General features: G+C 73.9%; 2 protein-coding genes. Both read left to right on the top strand.

What is annotated here, in order from left to right:
* The first annotated feature begins 283 nt into the window (after positions 1-283).
* Positions 284-14,845: an amino acid adenylation domain-containing protein gene (locus ACIO3R_RS10580; protein ID WP_402105056.1), complete on the top strand. Its 14,562-nt coding sequence runs from the start codon at positions 284-286 to the stop codon at positions 14,843-14,845.
* On the top strand, positions 14,842-22,437 hold the full coding sequence (locus tag ACIO3R_RS10575) for an amino acid adenylation domain-containing protein (protein ID WP_402105055.1): 7,596 nt from the start codon (positions 14,842-14,844) through the stop codon (positions 22,435-22,437). Before ACIO3R_RS10580 ends, ACIO3R_RS10575 begins: the two co-directional genes overlap by 4 nt.
* Positions 22,438-22,449: the final 12 nt, after the last annotated feature.

Below are 22,449 nucleotides of genomic sequence, written 5' to 3'. Positions count from 1 at the left end.
TTCAGTCATGCCTCGCCTGTAAGTGCTCATGTCGCCTTCACGTGGTTTTCATGAATCATCGGTGGACTGCCTCGTGGCTCGTCCTTGAATACGTGAAGGCATCGGGCTGCCTTGCCGGTTGTCCTGCCCGGTAGCGCCCCGTCAGTGCCTGCTGTCACAGCTGCGGCGTTTCCCTCTTCTCTTTCTCCGGCCACCGTCGGCTCTGGATGCCGCATCAGCGCGGCCGGTTTCCGTCGCGCCTTCTTCGTCCCCACGAAAACTCTCCCCAAAGGTGTGGTTCCGCATGCGCGAAAACGAATCAGTCCCCGTACTCCCGGTTCTCGACGAGGACTTCGGGACGACCGCGGCTCAACAAGGTGTCTGGTACGGGCAGCTGGTCGATCCGGAGAGCCCTAAATACAACATCGGGGAATGCTTCGAGATTCGCGGCGACCTCGACGAGGCCCTTTTCGCCGCAGCGCTCGACCGTGCTGTCGCGCTGTGCGACAGCCTCAACGTCGAGTTCGTCACCACGGACGACACGGTCCGCCAGCATGTGGTCCGGCGCCCCCCGGCCGAGACCGGCCGGCTCCGCCTGGTCGACCTGACCGACGCCGACGATCCCGCCGGCGCGGCCGAACGCTACCTGGCCGAGGACATGGCAGCCGTCGACAGGCTCGACGCCCCGCACCACCACTTCGCGTTGCTCCGTCTCGGCGACCGGCTGCACTACTGGTACGTCCGCTTTCACCACATAGCCGTCGACGGTCTCGGCGGCGCCGTCTTCGCCCGCAGCGTCGCCGACCTCTACGGACGCGCCGTGCGGGGCGAGAACCTCGCCACAGCCGAAGTGCCCGCCGCACCGCTGCGCGATCTCGTCGCCGACGAGGAGGCCTACCGCGGCTCCGACCGCTACGAGGCCGACCGCGCCTACTGGACCGGCCGGTTCGCGGACCTGGCCACCGGCACGCCCGGTGCCGACGAAGCGGACGCGCACAGCGGCAGGGCGCTCATCCGCCGGCGCGCCGACGCTCCGGCACCGGCGGCCGTCCTCGACGGGCCGGGCATCGGCCTGCACACCGGAGAGACACTCCCCGTCGCCGTCCTCGACAGCCTTCGCGCACTCGCCTCCGCCCACCGCACCGGCTGGAGCGCCGTCCTCGTGAGCGCGGTCGCCGCCTACGTCGGCCGCGTCACCGGATCACGCGACGTCACCGTGGGCCTCGCCTCCAACGGCCGGCACGGCGGACTTCGGCACATCGTCGGCATGACCGCCAACATCCTGCCGCTGCGCCTGACCGTCACCCCCGACATGACGGTCGGATCCCTCGTACGCGCCGCCGCCGCCGAGATGCGCGGCGCCCTGCGCCACCGCCGGTTCTCCCGCGAACAGCTCGCGCGTGAACTGAACATGGCCGACGACGCGGCCCGACTCACCGGTGTCGTCGTCAACTTCATGGGCTACGACTACGACCTCGACTTCGCCGGCAGCCCCGGCGTCTCCCGCGTGCTGTCCATCGGACCCGTCGACGACGTGTCCCTCTTCGTCTCCGAACGGGCCGAGGGCAAAGGGCCGTTGATCGGCTTCGACGCGAACCCGGAGCTCTACCGTTCCGAGGACGCGCGACTGCACCAGCAGGCCGTTGTCTCCTTCCTGTCCGCCCTGGCCGACGCGGACCCCGACACGCCCCTGCGCGATCTGCCGTTCCTCGACGCGGACACCGCCGCCGGCCTGCACGCACAGGGGCGCGGCGACGCCCTGCCGGCCGAAGCCGTGGCATCGAGCCTGCCGGAGGCATTCGGCGCGCAGGCACGCCGGACACCGCAGGCCCCGGCCGTGGTGGACGGAGCCGTCACGCTCACCTACCGGGAGCTGGCGAGGGCGGCGGACGACCTCGCGGGTGCCCTGGCCGGCTGGGGAGCCGGTGCAGAGGACGGCGTCGGCGTCCTCGTCGGCCGCTCGGCGGCCGTGCTGACCGCCACACTCGGCGCGGTCGGCGCGGGAGCGGCGTACGTCCCGATGGACCCCGCCTGGCCGGCCGAACGGCTCGACCGCGTCGTGGCAGCGGCCCGCGTCCGCGCCCTGGTGGTCGACGAGGCAGCCGCCGGTCAGCCCTGGGTGCGGCAGGCGGCCGCCGGCCTGCCGTTGATCGTCCTCGACGCGCACGGCGACGTGTTAAGCGGCGCCCCTCCGCGCCAGGGCCCCCTGCCGCGCGGGATCCGCGGCGACCGGCTCGCGTACGTGATGTTCACCTCCGGCTCGACCGGACAGCCCAAGGGCGTCGGCGTCACCCACACCGACGTCCTCGCGCTGGCCGCAGACCGCACCTGGACGGACGGCGTGTCCGACGCCGTGCTGATGCACTCGGCCTACGTGTTCGACGCCTCCACCTTCGAGATCTGGGCGCCGCTCCTGAACGGCGGCCGCGTGGTCGTCGCACCCGGCGGCGTCCTGGAGGCGCGGGTCCTCCACGACCTGGTGGACCGGCACGGCGTCACCGCGCTGTTCCTGACGACGGCCCTGTTCAACGTGATGGCCGAGGCGGACCCTGCCGCGTTCGCCGGGCTCCGCCTGGTCGCCACGGGCGGCGAGGCGGCCACCCCGGACCTCATGCAGCGAGTCGCCGCCACGACACCCGGCACACGCGTCCTGCACGTCTACGGCCCCACGGAGACCACGACCTTCGCCGCGCGCCATCCGGTCGCCCCCGGCGCCGGGGGCGTGCCACCCATCGGCCGGCCCCTCGACGGAACGAGCCTCTACGTCCTCGACGACGGCCTCGCCATGGTGCCGCCCGGCGTCGTGGGGGAGCTGTACGTGAGCGGCCACGGCGTCGCCCGCGGCTACCAGGGCAGTGCCGCGCTCACCGCCGCCCGGTTCGTCGCCGACCCGTACGACGCGTCCGGCCGCCGGATGTACCGCACCGGCGACCTCGTGCGCTGGACCCCCCACGGCGACATCGAGTACGTCGGGCGGGCGGACGGTCAGATCAAACTCCGCGGATTCCGCATCGAACCGGCCGAGACCGAGAACGTCCTGCTGACCGACCCGGACGTGCGCGGCGCCTGCGTCGTGGTCCGTGAGGACACCCCAGGCGACCGGCGGCTCGTCGCCTACGTCGTGCCGGCCCCCGGCACCCGGCTGGACGACTCCGCCCTGGCCCGCCGGGTCGGACGCGCCCTGCCCGCGTACATGGTGCCCTCCGCGTTCGTGCCACTGGACGCGCTGCCCCTGAACCCCAACGGCAAGGTCGACCGCCGCGCCCTGCCCGCCCCCCGCGCCGCCACCACCGGGGGCCGCGCGCCCAGGACCGCCTACGAAGAGGTCCTGGCCGGCCTGTTCGCCGATGTCCTCGGCGTGACCGGGGTCGGCATCGACGACAACTTCTTCTCCCTGGGCGGCCACTCACTGCTCGCCACCCGCCTCACCGGCCGGGTGCGGACAGCCCTGGGCGCCGAACTCGGCCTGGGCACCCTGTTCGACCATCCCACGGTCGCCTCCCTGGCCGCCGCCCTGGACACCACCGGGGCGGTCCGGCCCGTCCTCTCCCCGCAGCCGCGCCCCGACGCCGTACCGCTGTCCTTCGCACAGCAGCGCCTCTGGTTCCTCAACCGGGCGGGGGGGCCGGGCGACGCCTACAACGTTCCGCTCGTCCTCGAACTCGACGGCCCTCTGGACACGGACGCCCTGCGCGGCGCCCTCGCCGACGTGGTCGCCCGGCACGAGAGCCTGCGCACGGTCTTCGCCGAACACGACGGCGTCGCCCGTCAGGAGGTCCTCGACGCGGACGCCGCGCAATCGCTCGTCCCCCTCCTCGTCGCGCACCCCCCTGCCGGTGAGAACGCCGACGCCTGGGCCGAGAGCGCCGTGCGCCACCTGACCACCACGCCCTTCGACCTCGCGGGCGACACCGCCGTCCGCGCCCGGCTCCTCCGCCTGGACCCCACCCGCCACATCCTGGTTCTCGTCCTGCACCATGTCGTCGCCGACGGCTGGTCCCTCGCCCCGCTCAGCCGCGACCTCGGCGTCGCCTACCGCGCCAGGACCGAGGGCACGGGCACGCCCGGCTGGGCACCGCTGCGCGTGCAGTACGCCGACTACGCCCTGTGGCAGCGCCGGCTGCTCGGCGACGACAGCGACCCGGACAGCCTGGCCGCCCGTCAGCTCGCCTTCTGGAAAGAGGCGCTGCACGGCGCCCCCGACCTGCTGGACCTGCCCCTCGACCGGCCCCGCCCGGCCGTGCCCAGCCACCGGGGCGGCGCCGTCCCCTTCGAGCTGCCCGCCCCCGCGCACGCCGCCGTGATCCGGCTCGCCCGTGCCGCCGGCTGCACACCCTTCATGGTGCTCCAGGCGGCCCTCGCGGTGACGTTGCAGGCCCACGGCGCCGGCCCCGACATCCCGCTGGGCACCGCGGTGGCCGGACGCACCGACGAAGCCCTCGATGATCTGGTCGGGTTCTTCGTCAACACCGTCCTCCTGCGTGCGGACCTGTCCGGCGACCCGACGTTCCGTGAACTGCTCGACAGGGTCGCGGAGTTCGACATCGCGGCCCTCAGCCACGGCGACATCCCCTTCGAACGGATCGTGGAGGCCCTCAACCCCGAGCGGTCCGGCGACCACCACCCGCTCTTCCAGACCATGCTGGTCCTTCAGAACCAGGAGCGGGCGGACCTCGATCTGCCCGGCGTCACCGTCCGCGACCGGTCCCGGCACCGCGGGGGCAGCAAGTTCGACCTGACGTTCTCGCTCACCGAAGTCACCGAAGTCACCGAAGTCACCGAAGTCACGGAAGTCACGGAAGTCACGGAAGCCGGCGAAGAACAGAGATCCGCCGAGGCCGGCAGGTCCGCCGAGCTCACCGAACCCACCGAGCTCACCGAACCGGCCGACCCGCCACAGCGCGCCGCCGAGGACACCCCGCCCGGTGCCGGAGGCATCGGCGGATACCTGGAGTACGCGACCGACCTCTTCGACGCCGCCACCGCCCGGGCCCTGTGCACCCGCTTCGCCCGCGTCCTGACCCTGGCCGTCAGCGACCCCGGCCGGGCCATCAGCGACCTGGACCCCCTCGCCCCGGAGGAGCGGGACCGTCTGCTGGCCCAGGGCCGCGGTGTGGGACGGCCCGTGGCCTCCCGCACCGTTCCCGAAGCGGTCCGGGACCGGGCCGCGCGCACCCCCCACGCGGTCGCCCTGCGCGACGCGCACACGAGCCTCACCTACGCCGAACTCGATGCCAGGACCGACGCCCTCGCCCAGGTCCTCAGAGGGCGTGGCGCGGTCCGTGAGAGCAGGGTGGCCATCGCGGCGCCGCCGTCCGTGGACACCGTCGTCGCCATGCTGGCCGTGCTGCGGGCAGGCGCCGCCTACCTGCCGATCGATCCGCGCTACCCGGCCACCCGCATCCGCCACATGCTGGACGACGCCCGGCCCGTCCTGCTGCTCACCACCAAGGACGTCCACACGGACCTGTCCGGCTGCGACGTTCCGTGGCTGGCCCTGGACGAACCGGCCGGCCGGGCCACGGGCCCCGTCGGAGGCCTGCTGGGCGCCCCCTATCCGGCGGACCCCGCCTACGTCATCCATACCTCCGGATCCACCGGCCGCCCCAAGGGCGTGGTCGTGTCGCACGCGGCCCTGGCCAACCACATGGCCTGGATGGCGCGGCACCTGGCGATCACTCCGGACGACCGGGTCCTCGCCCGTACCTCCTTCAGTTTCGACGCCTCCGTGTGGGAGCTCTGGCTCCCGCTGATGAACGGCGCCGAAGTCTGTGTGCTGCCGGACGGCGCCAATACGGACCCCCGCGCCCTGGTCTCCTGGATGAGGCGATTCGGCGTCACCGTCGCCCAGTTCGTCCCCTCCCACCTGGCCCTCGTGCTCACCGAGGCGGCGCACGCGGCGCCGCTGCCCGGTCTGCGCGCCGTCCTGTGCGGCGGCGAACCCCTGCCCCGCACGCTCGCCGACGAGGTGGCCGCGCTGTGGCGGGCCGAGGTGCACAACCTCTACGGGCCCACCGAGGCAACCATCGACGCGACCGCCCACCGGGTCGACGTCCCGGAGCACGGCGGCCGCGCGAACACCGCGACGCCGTACGAGACCGTGCCGATCGGCCGCCCCGTCGACGCCATGCGCGCCTACGTTCTCGACGGCCGGCTGCGGCCCGTACCGCCCGGCGTCACCGGTGAGCTGTACCTGTCGGGTCCCAATCTCGCCCGTGGCTACCTGGACCGGCCGGGCCTGACCGCCGCCCGGTTCGTCGCCGACCCGTTCGACGGCGAGGGCGGGCGCATGTACCGGACGGGCGACCTCGTGCGGTGGAACCGTCACGGCCTGCTGGACTACGTGGCCCGCGCCGACGATCAGGTCAAACTCCGCGGCTTCCGCATCGAGTTGGGAGAGGTCGAGGCCGCGCTGCTGGCGCTTCCCGGTGTCACGGCCGCCTGCGCCGTGATCCGTGAGGACACCCCCGGCGACCGCCGTCTGGTCGGCTACGCCGTCACCGGCGACCCCGCTCTGCGCCCCGTCACCCTGCGCGACGCCCTCGCCGAGGGCCTGCCGCACTACATGGTGCCCGGCGCCGTCGTCGTGCTGGACGAACTTCCGCTCCTGCCCAACGGCAAGGTGGACCGGCGTGCTCTGCCGGAGCCCGTGCCCGGCTCCGCGGCCACCGAGGGCGTGGGCAGGCACAGCCTCCAGGAGGGCGTGCTCGCGGGCATCTTCGCCGATGTCCTGCAACGGCCCCTGGTGAGTGCGCACGACAGCTTCTTCGACCTCGGCGGGCACTCGCTCCTCGCCATGCGCGTCGTCAGCCGTGTCCGCGCCGTCCTGGGTGCGGAGATCGCCGTACGCACCCTCTTCGACCACCCGACGGTCGCGGGCCTGGCCCGCGTCCTGGACCTGCGGGACCGGCCCCACCCGCCGGTGGTGCCCGCTGCGCGGCGGCCCGATCCGCTGCCGCTCTCCTTCGCGCAGCAGCGCCTGTGGTTCCTCAACCGCCTTGAGGGCCCCAGCTCCGCCTACAACATCCCGCTCGTGCTCGAACTCGGCGGCGCCCTGGACACGGACGCCCTGCGGGCCGCTCTGCGCGACGTGGTGGAGCGGCACGAGGCGCTGCGCACCCTGTTCCCCGAACGGGACGGTGTGCCGCATCAGCTGGTTCTTCCCGCCACCGACGTCACGCCCCGGCTGCCGGTCGTGAGCACCGCACCCGCGGACCTGGAGGCGGCCGTGCTCGCCGCCGTGCGCGAGCCGTTCGACGTCAGCACGGACCCGCCCCTGCGCGCCCTGCTCCTGCGCTCCGCACCCGGCCACCACGTCCTGGTCCTCGTCCTGCACCACATCGCGGGTGACGGCTGGTCCCTCGCCCCGCTCGCCCGGCACCTCGGCGAGGCCTACGGGGCCCGTCTCACCGGCAGGGAGGCCGGGCCGGTGGCCGGCACCCCGCTCCAGTACGCCGACTACACCCTCTGGCAGCACGCCGCGCTCGGCGACGGTGTCGCACCGCAGAGCGTCCTGAGGCAGCAGCTCGACCACTGGCACACCGCCCTCGCGGGCCTGCCCGAACTGATCGACCTGCCGCTGGACCGGCCGCGCCCGGTCACCGTCGATCCGGCGGGAGCCGTCCACACCTTCGACGTGCCGCCCGCTCTGCACGCCCGGCTCATGCGGTTGTCGAGGGAGTCGGGCAGCAGTCTGTTCATGGTGCTCCAGGCGGCGGTGGCCACCCTGCTGCACCGGCACGGCGCGGGTGACGACATCCCGCTCGGCTCGCCGGTCGCCGGCCGCACGGACGAGGCACTGGAAGACCTCGTCGGCTTCTTCGCCAACACGCTGGTCCTGCGCACGGATCTGTCCGGCCATCCGACCTTCCATGAACTCATCCTGCGCGTGCGGGAGTTCGACCTCGCCGCCTATGCGCACCAGGACGTGCCCTTCGAACGTCTCGTCGAGAGCGTCAACCCGGTCAGGGCGCGCAACCACCATCCGCTGTTCCAGACCATGCTGGTCCTGCAGAACCAGGAGACCGCCCGCCCCGAACTGCCGGGCCTCACCGTGGAGAGCCGGCTCCTGCACAACGGCCTGAGCAAGTTCGACCTGACCTTCGCGTTCGGCGAGGAGCCGGGCGAGGGCGGGCTCACCGCGGGGATCGAGTACGCCACCGCGCTCTTCGACCGGTCCACCGTCGAAGCGCTCGCGGACCGCCTGGTCCGGCTCCTGGAGCAGGTGGCCGACGACCCCGCCCGGCCGCTGGCGGCCTACGACCTGATGACGCCGGACGAGCACACCCGCGTCACCCACTGGGGCACCGGCGGCAATCTGCCGGCACCCGCCGAGGAGGCCACCCTGCCCGCGCTCTTCGCGGCCCAGGCACGCCGCACACCGGACGCCATCGCCGTCGAGGACGAGGACACCGCCCTCACCTACGCCGGACTCGACCGGATCTCCGCCGACCTCGCCCGAGCCCTGGCGGGCCTGGGCATCAGCCCCGAGTCCGGGATCGGCGTGCTGCTCACCCGCTCGCCGGCGGTCGTGGCGGTGTCCCTGGGCGCGGTCCGCGCAGCCGGTACGTATGTCCCGCTGGACGCCCGCTGGCCGGGGGAGCGGCTGGAACAGGCGGCCGCGGTGGCGGCCGTGCGGGTCCTCGTCGTCGACGAGGACGCCCTGAGCTCGCCCTGGGTGACCGGGACGGCCCGCCGGATCCCGGTCGTGGTCGTGGACCGGCTCGGCCGGATCGTCCGCGGCGCGCCCGAGCGGCCGGGGCACCCCGCCCCCGTGGCGGGCCCCGGGGCCCTCGCCTACGTGATGTTCACCTCCGGCTCGACCGGACTGCCCAAGGGAGTCGGCGTCACGCACGCCGACGTGGTGGCGCTGACGGCCGACGCCGCCTGGCAGGGCGGCGCCGCCGACGCGGTCCTGATGCACTCGGCGTACGTCTTCGACGCCTCGACGTTCGAGATCTGGGCCCCGCTCCTGCACGGCGGCAAGGTCGTCGTCGCACCGGACGGCGTGCTCGAGGCGCGTGTCCTCGGCGACGCCGTCCACGAACACGCGGTGACCGCCGTCTTCCTGACGACGGCCCTGTTCAACGTCATCGCCGACACCGATCCGGGCGCACTCACCGGTCTCCGGCTCGTCTGCGCCGGAGGAGAACTGGCCTCACCGGACGCGATGCAGCGGGTAGCCGCCACCGTGCCCGGCGTGCGCGTCCTCCACGTGTACGGCCCCACGGAGACGACGACCTTCGCCACCCGCTACGACGTCGCGGCCGACCTGCCGTCGGGTCCGCCGCCCATCGGGCGCGCCCTGGACGGCATGCGGCTCTACGTCCTCGACGGCTCGCTGGGCCCGGTCCCACCGGGCGTCACGGGAGAGCTGTACCTCGCCGGGCGTGGTGTGGCACGCGGGTACACCGGCCTTCCCGGCCTGACCGCCACCCGCTTCGTGGCCGACCCCTTCGACACGTCGGGCGGTCGCATGTACCGCACCGGCGACCTCGTCCGGTGGACCCGCGACGGGCAGATCGCCTACGTCGCCCGCGCCGACAACCAGGTGAAGCTGCGCGGCCACCGCATCGAACTCGGGGAGATCGAGGGCGTGCTGGCCTGCTGCGAGGGGGTCGCCGACTCCTTCGCCGTCGTCCGCGAGGACACCCCCGGCGAGCGGCGGCTCGTCGCGTACGTGGTGCCCGCCAACGGGGCGCGTCCCGAGCCCGCCGACCTCGCCCGCGCCGTCGGCCGGTCCCTGCCCGCCTACATGGTGCCCTCGGCGTTCGTCCTGATCGGGGCGCTGCCACTGACCCTCAACGGGAAGGTCGACCGGACCGCTCTGCCCGAGCCCGCACACCACACACCCCTGCTCGGGCGTGCCGCCCGCACCGTGCGCGAGGAGGTCCTCTGCGCGCTGTTCGCCGACGTGCTCGGCCTCGACGGGGCGGGTGCCGACGACAACTTCTTCGCGCTGGGCGGCCACTCCCTGCTCGCCACCCGCCTCGCCGCGCGCATCCGTACCGCGCTCGGGGCGGAGATCCAGGTCAAGGCCGTCTTCGAGCACCCCACGCCCGCCGCGCTCGCGGCCACGCTGGACGGTGCGGAAGGAGCCAGGAGCCCCCTTGAGCGTGCCCCGGACCGGCCCGATCCACTGCCCCTTTCCTTCGCCCAGCAACGCCTGTGGTTCCTCAACCGGTTCGAGGGGCCCAGCGCCACGTACAACGTGCCCTTGGTGCTCCGCCTGCACGGCCCGCTCGACGCGGACGCCCTGGGCAGCGCCCTCGTCGACGTCGTCGAACGCCACGAGAGCCTGCGCACCGTCTTTCCCGAGACCGACGGCGTGGCGCGCCAGGTCATCCGCGACGCCCATGGCGCCGACCTCGACCTGAGCCCCTGCCACACCGCCCCCGGCCGGCTCGACGCGGTCCTGAGGGCCGAGGTGGCGCATCCCTTCGACGTGAGCGCCGAACTCCCCGTACGGGCCCGGCTGCTGCGGCTCGGCGCCGAGTCCCATGTCCTCGTCCTGATCGTCCACCACATCGCGGGCGACGGCTGGTCCCTCGTTCCGCTCGCCCGCGACCTCGGCGACGCCTACCGGGCACGGTCCCGGGGTGAGGAGCCGGCCTGGACGGAACTCGGTGTCCAGTACGCCGACTACACGCTGTGGCAGCGCGCGCTGCTCGGCGCGGAGGACGACCCCTCCAGCCAGGCCGCCCGCCAGCTGGACTTCTGGCGCCACGCACTCGCCGGCGCCCCCGACCTGCTCGACCTGCCGTGCGACCGGCCGCGCCCCGCCGTCACGGCGTACCGCGGAGACGCGTTCGCCTTCCCCGTCGACGCCGAGACCCACCGGGCACTCGCGGAACTCGCCCGGTCGCGCGGAAGCAGCCTCTTCATGGTGCTCCAGGCGGCCCTGTCGGTCCTCCTGTCCCGGCACGGCGCCGGTGAGGACATCCCGCTCGGCACCGCCGTCGCCGGACGCACCGACGAAGCACTCGACGATCTGGTGGGCTTCTTCGTCAACACGCTCGTCCTGCGCACCGACCTGACAGGGGACCCCACGTTCGCCGAAGTGATCGACCGGGTGCGGGAGTTCGACCTGGCCGCGTTCGCCCACCAGGACGTCCCGTTCGAGCGGCTGGTGGATGCCCTCAGCCCGGTCCGGGCCCAGAACCACCACCCGCTGTTCCAGACCATGCTCGTCCTCCAGAACCAGGCGGACACCACCGTCGACCTGACCGGTCTCACGGTCACCGGACAGCCCGTGCCCACCGGCATCAGCAAGTTCGACCTCACCTTCACCTTCACCGAGACACGTGACGGCGAGGGCCGCCCCACCGGCCTCGACGGCGTCCTGGAGTTCTCCACCGAACTCTTCGCCCACACCACCGCCCACGCCCTGGCCGCCCGCCTGACCCGGCTGCTCGCCTCACTCGCCGCCGACCCCGGCCGCCGCGTCCACGCCGTCGGCCTCCTGGAGGCGGGTGAGCTGGCGGATCTGGAGCGGGTCGCACGCGGACCCGTCCGGCCCGCGACGGCGACCACGGCGCCCCAGGCGTTCCGCCGACAGGCCGCCAGAACCCCCGACGCGATCGCCGTGCGGGACGGCGCGCACCGGCTCACCTTCCGCGAACTGGACGCACTCTCCGACGACTTGGCCCACCACCTGCACGGCCGGGGCATCGGCCGCGGCGACCTCGTCGCTCTCGCCCTGGAGGGCACCGCCGACCAGGTCGTCGCGATGCTGGCCGTGGCCAAGACGGGGGCCGCCTACCTGCCGCTCGACCTGGAGTACCCCGAGGCGCGCATCACCCACATGCTCGACGACGCCCGCCCGGCGCTCCTCCTCACCCACGGCACCGCCCGCGCCGCACGGTACGTCTCCTCCGTGCCCTGCCTCGCGCTCGACGACCGGGCGGCCTGGTCCACGGGTCGCCCGGCGCCGCTCCCCACCGCGCCGGACCCGCTCGACGCCGCCTACGTCATCTACACCTCCGGCTCCACCGGCCGCCCCAAAGGCGTGGTCGTCACCCATGCGTCCCTCACCAACCACATGGCCTGGATGGCCCGCCACCTCGGCCTCACCGACGACGACCGGATTCTCGCCCGCACCTCGCCGAGCTTCGACGCCTCGGTCTGGGAGACCTGGCTGCCGCTGCTGCACGGCGGCTCCACCTGCCCCGTGCCGCCTGCCGTCAACCACGACCCCTCCGGTCTGCTCGCCCGGATGCGGGACGCCGGGGCGACCGTCGCGCAGTTCGTGCCCTCGCATCTCGCGCTCGTCCTCGCCGAGACCGGTCCCGAGGAGGCCCCCGCGACCCTGCGGGCCGTCCTGTGCGGAGGCGAACCCCTGCCCAGGTCCCTGGCCGAGCGCACCGGACAGGCCTGGCGGGTCGAGGTGCACAACCTGTACGGGCCCACCGAGACCACCATCGACGCCACCGCCCACCACCACCGGACCGGGGAGCAGGACACCACGGCGGGTGAGGGGGGCGTGCCGCTCGGCCGCCCCGTCGACAACACCCGCGCCTATGTCCTGGACGCCGGGCTCCGGCCGGTGCCGCCGGGCGTCACCGGTGAACTCCACCTCGCCGGAGAGGGCCTCGCACGCGGCTACCTGAGGCGCCCCGGCCTGACCGCCGCGCGGTTCGTTGCCGATCCGTACGGCCCCGCCGGCAGCCGCATGTACCGCACGGGCGACCTCGTGAAACGGGGCACCGACGGCCTGCTCACCTACGTCTCCCGAGCCGACGACCAGGTCAAGCTGCACGGCTTCCGCATCGAACTCGGCGAGATCGATGCCGCGCTCACCGCGCTCGACGGCATCGCCGCCGCGTGCGCGGTCGTCCGCGAGGACCGGCCGGGCGAACGGCGCCTGGTCGCCTACACCGTCCCCGACAGGCGCGGCGGCGCCGTACACCCCGGCGACGCGGAACTGCGCACCCGGCTGACGTCGGCCCTGCCGCCGTACATGGTGCCCGCCGTCTTCGCCTCCCTCGACGCGCTGCCGCTCCTGCCGAACGGCAAGACCGACCGCAAGGCCCTGCCCGCCCCGGCGCGCCCCGCCGCCACCCGGCCGGGCGGCCGGCCCCGCACCGCGAGGGAACGCGTCCTGTGCGACGTGTTCGCCTCCGTCCTGCGTGCCCCGGCCGTCCGCGCGGACGACGACTTCTTCGCGCTCGGCGGCGACAGCATCCTCTCGATCCAGCTCGTCAGCCGGGTACGCGAGGCCGGCCTCCGGGTTCAGCCCCGCGATGTCTTCCTCCACCGCACACCGGAGGCCATCGCGGCCGTCGCCACCGCGCTCGACGAACACACCACCGCACCGGCCGACCAGGGCACCGGCGAGATGCCGCCGACGCCCATCGCCGCCTGGCTCCTCGCACGACCCGGCGCCACGGACGGGTACAACCAGTCCGGGGTCCTGAGCACGCCCGCCGGGGCCGACGAGGACACCCTCGTCGCCGCCCTCCAACTCCTCCTCGACCACCACGACATGCTCCGCCTGCGGGTCACCCTTCCGGACGGCGGCGAACCGGTGCTCGAAGCCCTGCCGCCCGGCACGGTGGACGCCCGCCGCCGCCTCACCCGCGTCGACATCGCGGGACTCGACGCGGAAGCCGCGCGGGCCGCCCTCACCGAGGCGGGCGAACAGGTACGCAGGCGGCTGCGCCCGTCCCAGGGGGACGTCGTCGAAGCGGTCTGGTGCGACGCCGGAGCACATGAGCGCGGGCGTCTGCTGCTCGTCGTGCACCACCTGGCCGTCGACGCGGTCTCCTGGCGCATCCTCGCCTCTGACCTGGCCCGCGCATGGCAGACGGTCACCGAAGCCGCCGCAGGGCAGCGCCCCGACACGGCCACGGCGCTCCCCGCCGTCACCACGTCCTACCGGGGCTGGGCGCACCTGCTCGCCTCCCAGGCGCACAGCGCCGCACGGGAAGCCGAACTGCCCCTGTGGCAGGACGTGCTGAGCACCCCGGACCCGCAGCTGGGATACCGGCCCCTCGACCCCCACCTGGACACCGCCGACGGGACACGCACCCTGGTCACCCACCTTCCCGCCACCTGGACGCAGTCCCTGCTCACCACCGCTCCCGGCGCCTTCCACGCCGGTGTGGACGACATCCTGCTCACGGGCCTCGCCCTCGCCGTCTGCGCCTGGCGCGCGGAACGGACCCCCGGCGCGTCCCGGCCGGCCGGCACCGGCGTCCTGCTCGACCTGGAGAGCCACGGCCGCGAGCAGATCGCGGACCACATCGACGTGTCCCGGACCGTCGGCTGGTTCACCAGCCTCTACCCGGTCCGGATCGACCCCGGACCCGTCGACGCCCGAGGCCCCGGCGGCTTCGACGCCGCACTGGTCGAACGCGCCGTCAAGCGGGTCAAGGAACAGCTGCGGACCGTCCCCGACCACGGGGTCGGACACGGAATGCTCCGCCACCTCAACCCGGCGACCGGCCCCCTGCTGGCCACCGCGACCGAACCCCAGATCGGCTTCAACTACTTGGGTAGGTACGCCGCTTCGCCCGAGACGGCGGACGGCGGCCCAGGCTCCGACTGGGCCGTACTGCTCGACGGCGGCGGGCCGCGCAGCCAGGACCCCGACATGACCGTGCACCACGTCCTCGACATCAACGCGCACACCGAGGACCTGCCGGACGGCCCGCGCCTCGTGGCCCGCTGGACCTGGCCCAGTGACCTTCTCAAGGAGGAGGACGTGGGCGCCCTGTCCGACGCGTTCACACGGGCGCTGCGCGCCATCGCCGACCATGCCGAACGACCCGACGCCGGCGGCTACACGCCGTCCGACCTTCCCCTGGTGTCACTCAACCAGGCCCAGATCGACCGACTGCAGAACAAGTGGGGTGGACGCAAGTGACCGGTTTCCAGCTGGAGGACGTACTACCGCTGACGCCGCTTCAGGCAGGCATGCACTTCCACGCCCTGTACGACTCCCGTGCCGTGGACGTCTACACCGCCCAGTTCGTCTTCGACCTCGAAGGCCCCGTCTCCGTTCCCGCGCTGCGCGCCGCCATCGCCGGCCTGCTGCGCCGGCACGCCAACCTGCGGGCCGGCTTCCTCCACGAGGACCTGGACGAGCCCGTGCAGGCCATTGCCGCCGAGGTTCCGGTACCACTGGAGGAACGGGACCTGGCCGGTACGGACGGCACGGGCACCAGGGAGGAACGGCTCACCGCGTTCCTCGCCGCCGACCGTGTCCGCCGCTTCGACCTGACCACCCCGCCGCTGATGCGGTTCACCCTGGTGCGCACCGCGCCGCAGCGCCACCGGCTCGTGATGACGAGTCATCACATCCTGTTCGACGGCTGGTCGATGCCCCTCATCGTGCGGGAACTGTTCGAGCTGTACGCGACCCAGGGGGACGACAGCGCTCTGCCGCGTGTCACCCCCTACCGGACCTACCTCGGCTGGCTCGCGCAGCAGGACCGCACCGCCGCGCTGGACGCCTGGGCCACCGCCCTGGCCGGGATCGAGGCGCCGACCCTGCTCGCCGGGCCCGGCGGCGCGGGCGGGCAGGGCGCCGCCGAACTGCCCGAGACCCTGGTCCTTGAGCTGGACGCGGCCACGACGCTCCGGCTGCGCGAGACGGCCCGCGCCCACCGGCTCACCCTGAACACCCTCGTCCAGGGCGCCTGGGGCCTGGTGCTCGGGCACCTCACCGGGCGCCAGGACGTCGTGTTCGGCGCCACCGTGTCCGGCCGCCCGCCGGAGATTCCCGGCATCGAGTCCATGGTCGGCCTGTTCATCAACACCGTGCCGGTACGGCTCCGCCCGGAGCCCGGCGAGACCCTGGCCGGGCTCCTGACACGGCTCCAGGAGGAACAGGGCCGCCTCCTGGGCAGCCAGCACGTCGGCCTGAGCGAGATCCGGGGCGCCACCGGCCTGGACGAACTCTTCGACACCCTCACCGTGTTCGAGAACTATCCGATGGACGACGAGTCCCTGCGCACCGCGCAGCAGGGCCTGCGGGACCTGGCCGTCACCGGCTTCAGCGGCACGGACGCGGCCCATTACCCGCTCACCCTCACCATCGCCCCCGGCGACTGCCTGCGGATCACGTTCGGCTACCGGACCGCCGTCCTGGACCGCGACGGCGTGGCCCGGACGGTCGCCCGAATGCGGCACGTGCTGACGTCGATGGCTCAGGGGATCGACCGCCGCGCCGACACCCTGCCCGTCCTGCTGGACGGTGAACGCGAAACCCTGTTCTCCCAGGCGACCGGTGACGAACTGACCGGCGGGGCAAGGGGCATGAGCATCCCGGACGCCGTGGCCGGGCAGGCCGCCCGGCACCCGGACGCGGTGGCCGTGTCCGGTGCGGGCGAGCAGCTGACCTACCGCCGGCTCCACGACCTCTCCGACGAGCTGGCCGGTGCCCTGACCGGGCTCGGGGTCGGCGCCGAGGAGGGCGTCGGCATCTTCGTCGGCCGCTCGACCGCCATGGTCACCGCCTCCCTGGCCGCCCTGCGCGCGGGCGCCGCCTATGTGCCCCTCGACCCGCGCTGGCCGGCCGACCGACTCGGCCGTGTCGCCGAAGTGGCCGGCGTCCGTACCCTGATCGTCGACGAGACCACCCGCACCCACCCCTGGGCAAGCCAACTCGGCCCGGAAACCAGCGTGCTGACCGTCGACACCGAAGGCCGTGTCCGGCGTGGCGGACCGGCCGCCCCGGGCGCTCTCCCCGCGGTCACCGGCGGAGCCCGGCTCGCGTACATCATGTTCACCTCCGGCTCCACCGGCCTGCCCAAGGGCGTCGGCGTCACCCACGCCGACGTGACCGGCCTCGCGGCGCACCGGGCCTGGGCCGACGGCGCGGCCGACGCCGTCCTGATGCACTCGGCGTACGTCTTCGACGCCTCGACCTTCGAGATCTGGGCCCCGCTCCTCAACGGCGGCCGCGTCGTCGTCGCGCCCGAGGGCACGCTCCAGCCCGCCGTGCTCAGGGACCTCGTCACCCGGCACGGCCTGACCGCGGCGTTCCTGACGACCGCCCTGTTCAACGTCCTCGCGGAAACGGACAGCGACGCCCTCGGCCTGCTGCGTCTGGTCGCCACCGGGGGCGAGGCCGCCGCGCCGGGCGTTCTGCAACGCCTCGCCGCCGCCCACCCCGGCACCGCCGTCCTCCACGTCTACGGACCCACCGAGACCACCACCTTCGCCACCGCCCACCACCTCCGCCCCGACGACACCCCCACCGGTGCCGCCCCCATCGGGCGCCCACTCGACGGCATGCGCGGCTACGTCCTGGACGCCGCGATGCGACCCGTACCACCCGGCGCCGAAGGCGAGTTGTACGTCGCGGGCGCCGGTGTCGCGCGGGGCTACCTCGGGCGGCCCGGCCTCACCGCCACCCGGTTCGTCGCCGACCCCTTCGACGGCACCGGGGCGCGCATGTACCGCACCGGCGACCTCGTGCGCCGTGACTCCGACGGCACCCTGCACTACGTCGCCCGGACCGACCAGCAGATCAAACTGCGCGGCCACCGCATCGAACCCGCCGAGATCGAGACGGTGCTCCGCGCCGACCCGTCCGTGGACGCCGTCTGCGTCCTGGTCCGCGAGGACCTGCCCGGCGACCGCACCCTCACCGCCTACGTCGTCCCCGCCCCCGGGCGCACCCCGGACCCCGCCCAGCTCGCCGCACACGTGGGCCACCACCTGCCCGCCTACATGGTGCCCTCCGTCATCCAGCCGATCTGCGCGCTGCCGCTGACCCCCAACGGCAAGCTCGACCGAGCGGCCCTGCCCGAGCCCACCGGCCCGTCGGCCACCCATGTCCGGCCGCCACGCGGCGCCCTGGAGGAGATCCTCGCCGGACTGTTCGCCGACGTGCTCGGCGTGCCACGCGTCGGCATCGACGAGAGCTTCTTCGCCCTGGGCGGCCACTCCCTGCTCGCCACCCGTCTCGTGGGCCGTGTCCGCACCGCCCTGGACACCGAGACCGAGATCCGCACCCTCTTCGAGAACCCCACCGTCGCCGCACTCGCCAACGCCCTGGAGACGGCGGGCCGGTCCGCCCGCCCCGCCCTGGTCCCGCAGGCACGCCCCCACACGCTCCCGCTGTCCTACGCCCAGCAGCGCCTGTGGTTCCTCCACCGGCTCGAAGGCCCCTCGCCGACGTACAACATCCCCTTCGCCGTACGCATCGAAGGACCGCTCGACACGGAGGCCCTGCGCCGCGCGCTGCACGACGTCGCCGGCCGGCACGCCGCCCTGCGCACCGTCTTTCCCGAGGGCGACGGCGGACCGCACCAGCACATCACCGCCCCGGACGACGTCCGCCTCCCGTTCACCCTGGAGGCCGTCGAGGAGGACAAGCTCCACCACCGGATCAGAGCCGCCACGGCCGAGCCGATCGACATCGAGAACCGTCCTCCGCTCCGGGCCACCCTGCTGCGCCTCACCGACGACGCCCACGTCCTGGTGCTCGTCATCCACCACATCGCCGCCGACGGCTCGTCCCTCGCCCCGCTCGCCCGCGACCTCGGCGCCGCCTACCGGGCCCGTGCCGGGACCGGGGAACCCGCGCTGACCGCACTGCCCGTCGACTACGCCGACCACACTCTCTGGCAGCGCCGCCTGCTCGGCGACGAGCACGACCCGGACAGTGTCGTGTCACGCCAGCTCGCCTACTGGAAGGACGCGCTGGACGGCCTGCCGGAGATGGTCGAGCTGCCCTGGGACCGGTCGCGCCCGGCCGTGCCCCGGCACACCGGTGCCACCCACGACTTCACCGTCGGCCCCGCCACCTCCCGTCAGGTCGCGGAGCTCGCCCGTACCGGCGGATGCAGCGTCTTCATGGTGCTCCAGGCCGCCCTGTCGACCGTCCTGTCCCGGCACGGCGCCGGCGACGACATACCGCTCGGCACGGCCGTCGCCGGACGGACCGACGAGGCCGCCTCTGACCTCGTGGGTCTCTTCGTGAACACCCTCGTCCTGCGCACGGACCTGTCCGGCGACCCGACCTTCCTCGAACTGCTGCACCGGGTGAAGGAGCGCGACCTCTCCGCGTACGCACATCAGGACGTCCCCTTCGAGCGGCTGGTGGAACTGCTCAACCCCGCGCGCTCGCAGAGCCACCATCCGCTCTTCCAGACCATGCTCGTCCTGCAGAACCACGCCCCCGCCGCCCCGATCGACCTGCCGGGCCTGACCGTGAGCGGCGTCCCGGTCGACGCGGGGGTCAGCAAGTTCGACCTGTCGTTCACCTTCACCGAGACGTACGACGACAGCGGAGCCCTCAACGGGATGCGGGCCGCCGTCGACTACGCGACGGAACTCTTCGACGCGGCAACGGTCCGCGACCTCGCCGACCGGCTCGTCCTGCTGCTCGACGCCGCCAGCGCCGACCCCGACCGCCCCTTGCGCACCTACGACGTGCTCACCACCGCCGAGCACACCCGGATCGCCGCCTGGGGGACCGGTCCCGTCGAGGACCTGCCCGAGTCGACGCTTCCCGCGCTCTTCGCGCGGTGGGTCCGGCGGACCCCCGACGCCCCGGCGGTCCGCGACGCCGGCACCACCCTCACCTACGGCGAACTCGACACGCGCGCCGACGCCCTAGCCCGCCACCTCGCCGCCCACGGCATCGGACCCGAGGACCGGGTGGCCGTCGCCCTGCCCCGCACCCACCACCTCGTCGTCGCCCTGCTCGCCGTCCTGAGGACCGGCGCGGCCTACGTGCCGATCGACCCCGACTACCCGGCCCGGCGCCTGTCCCACATGCTCGACGACGCCGCCCCGCGCCTGCTCCTCACCACCCCCGCCATCCACCGCGCCCTGCCGGACACCGCCGTGCCGCACCTGTACGCCGACGAGCTCGCGGACAGCCCCCGCACGGCCGGGTCCGGCGGTGCCCGCACCGGCCCCGCCCCGTTCCCGTGCCTCGACCCGGCACACCCGGCGTACGTCATCTACACGTCCGGCTCCACCGGCCGCCCCAAGGGCGTCGTGGTCACCCACCGGGGCGTCGGCGCCATGGCCCGGACACAGAGCGAACGGCTCCGCGTCGCCCCCGGCAGCCGCGTGCTGCACATGGCGTCCGTCAGCTTCGACGCCGCGTTCTGGGAACTGTGCATGGGGCTGCTCTCCGGAGCCTGCCTGGAGATCGACGCACGCGAAGCCCTGCTGCCCGGCCCCACCCTCGCCGCCCTGGTCCACGAACGGGGCATCACCCACCTCACCCTGCCGCCCGCCGCACTCGCGGTGATGCCACCCGGCTCGCTGCCCCCAGGCACCACGATGGTCCTCGCCGGGGAGGCGTGCCCGCCCTCCCTCGTGCACGCCTGGGCGCGGGACCGGTTCCTCGTCAACGCCTACGGCCCGACCGAGACCACCGTCTGCGCCACCATGAGCGGCCACCAGCACGCGGACGGCCCGCCGGCACCCGACCGCACGGTGCCCATCGGCACCCCGGTCAACGGCACCCGGGTCCACGTCCTCGACGACCGGCTGGCCCCCGTACCGCCCGGCGTGGTCGGCGAGTTGTACGTGTCCGGGGCGGGAGTCGCCCGCGGGTACCACGGCCGGGCCGCGCTCACCGCGTCCCGGTTCCTCGCCGATCCGTTCGACCGCGCCGGGGGCCGCATGTACCGCACCGGCGATCTGGTGCGCTGGACGGCGGCCGGAGAACTCGTCTACGTCTCCCGGGTCGACGACCAGGTCAAACTGCGCGGCTTCCGCATCGAACTCGGCGAGATCGAGGCGGTGCTCGCCTCCCTGCCCGGCGTCGCCGCGGCCTGCGCCGCCGTCCGCGAGGACCGGCCCGGCGACCGCCGCCTCGTCGTGTACACCGTGGCCGCGGACGGTGCGCAGGGTCCCGACGAGGCAGAGGTGCGCGCACACCTCGCCGCGAGCCTGCCCGCCCACATGGTCCCCGCCGCCCACGTCGCCCTCGGGGCCCTGCCCGTCACGCCCAACGGCAAGACCGACCGGCGCGCCCTGCCCGCACCCCACCGCGCCGGGCCGCCGGCCGGGGGCCGGGCGCCGCGCACCGCGCGTGAGCGCGTCCTGTGCGAGGTGTTCGCGGAGACGCTCGGTGTGCCCGGAGTAGGCGTCACGGACGACTTCTTCACCCTGGGCGGTCACTCACTGCTCGCCGTGACCCTGGCCAGGCGGATCGGGGAACGCTGCGGCGTGCGCCCGTCCCTGCGCGCCCTGTTCGCGGCGCCCACGGTCGAGGGCGTCGACCGTCTGCTGGGGAGCGAGGCGGGGGAGGAGGACCAGGAGAACACCGCATCACCTGACCTCGCCTCAGAGGTCGTGCTGGCCGCGGACATCACGGGCACGGGCCGGGAGGCGGCGGCCCACGTCCCCGCCCCGGCACGCAGGCACCCGCGTCCGTCCGCCCGGCCGCTGCTGACCGGTGCTTCCGGCTTCCTCGGCGCCTTCCTCCTGCGCGATCTCGTCGAGACCACCGACGGCCCCGTCGACTGCCTCGTACGCGCGGCGGACGACCACACCGCGGCGCAGCGGCTCCGGGCCAATCTGGAACGCTACGGCCTGTGGCGTCCCCGGTACGCGGAACTGATCCACCCCGTCCCGGGCGACCTCGCCGCCCCCGGCCTCGGCCTGTCGGCGGCGGACCGGACCGCTCTGGTCCGCCGCCTCGGCCCGGTCCTGCACAACGGCGCACGCGTCAACTTCGCCGCCGCGTACGGTGATCTGCGCGCCCCCAACGTGGCCGGCACCGGGGAACTGCTGCGCCTGCTCGCGGACTCCTCCTCACCCGGGATGCACTACATCTCGACCACCAGCGTGTACGCCCCGGCGCCCGGCCCCGATCCCGTCACCATCACGGAGGCGACCCCGACCGGCCCGGCGCCCGACCTCCCCGACGGGTACGCGCAGAGCAAGTGGGTCGCCGAGGGACTCGTCGCCCTGGCCCGCGAACGCGGTCTGCCGGTGACCGTCCACCGGCCCGGCCGGATCAGCGGCGACACCGCCACCGGCGCCTGCCAGGACCGAGATCTGCTGTGGCAGCTCATCAAGGGCTGCCTCCAGGCGGGAGCGGTGCCGGACCTGCCGTACGGGTCGACCGACTGGGTGCCCGTCGACTACGTCAGCGCCGCGGTCGTGGCCCTCGCCGCATCAGGCCGGACCGGGACGGAGACGTATCACCTCACCAACCCGGACGCGCCCGGCCTGGACCGGGTCTTCGAAGCGGCCGCCGGCCTCGGGCACGGGCTGCGCACCGTTCCCGCGGCCGACTGGCAGGCCAGGGTGGCGGCGCAGCCGGACAACGCGGCGCAACTGTTCCTCGGTGACGAGGGCCGGACCCGGAACGAGGCGACGGATCTCCGCCGCTTCGACTCCCACCTGACAGCCGGCGCCGCAGCGGCCGCGGGAATCCACCAGCCGCCCCTGACCGACGAGATCCTGATCCGCTACCTGACGTACTTCCACGAAACGGGATTCCTGCCCGCCCCCGGGGTACCGGCCAGGCCGTAGCTGCCGGTGGGC

Origin of the sequence: Streptomyces sp. NPDC087428 (assembly GCF_044744085.1) — a bacterium.
Taxonomy (GTDB): domain Bacteria; phylum Actinomycetota; class Actinomycetes; order Streptomycetales; family Streptomycetaceae; genus Streptomyces.
Note: the sequence above shows the minus strand (reverse complement) of the source record. Positions and strands in the feature narration are given on the sequence as shown.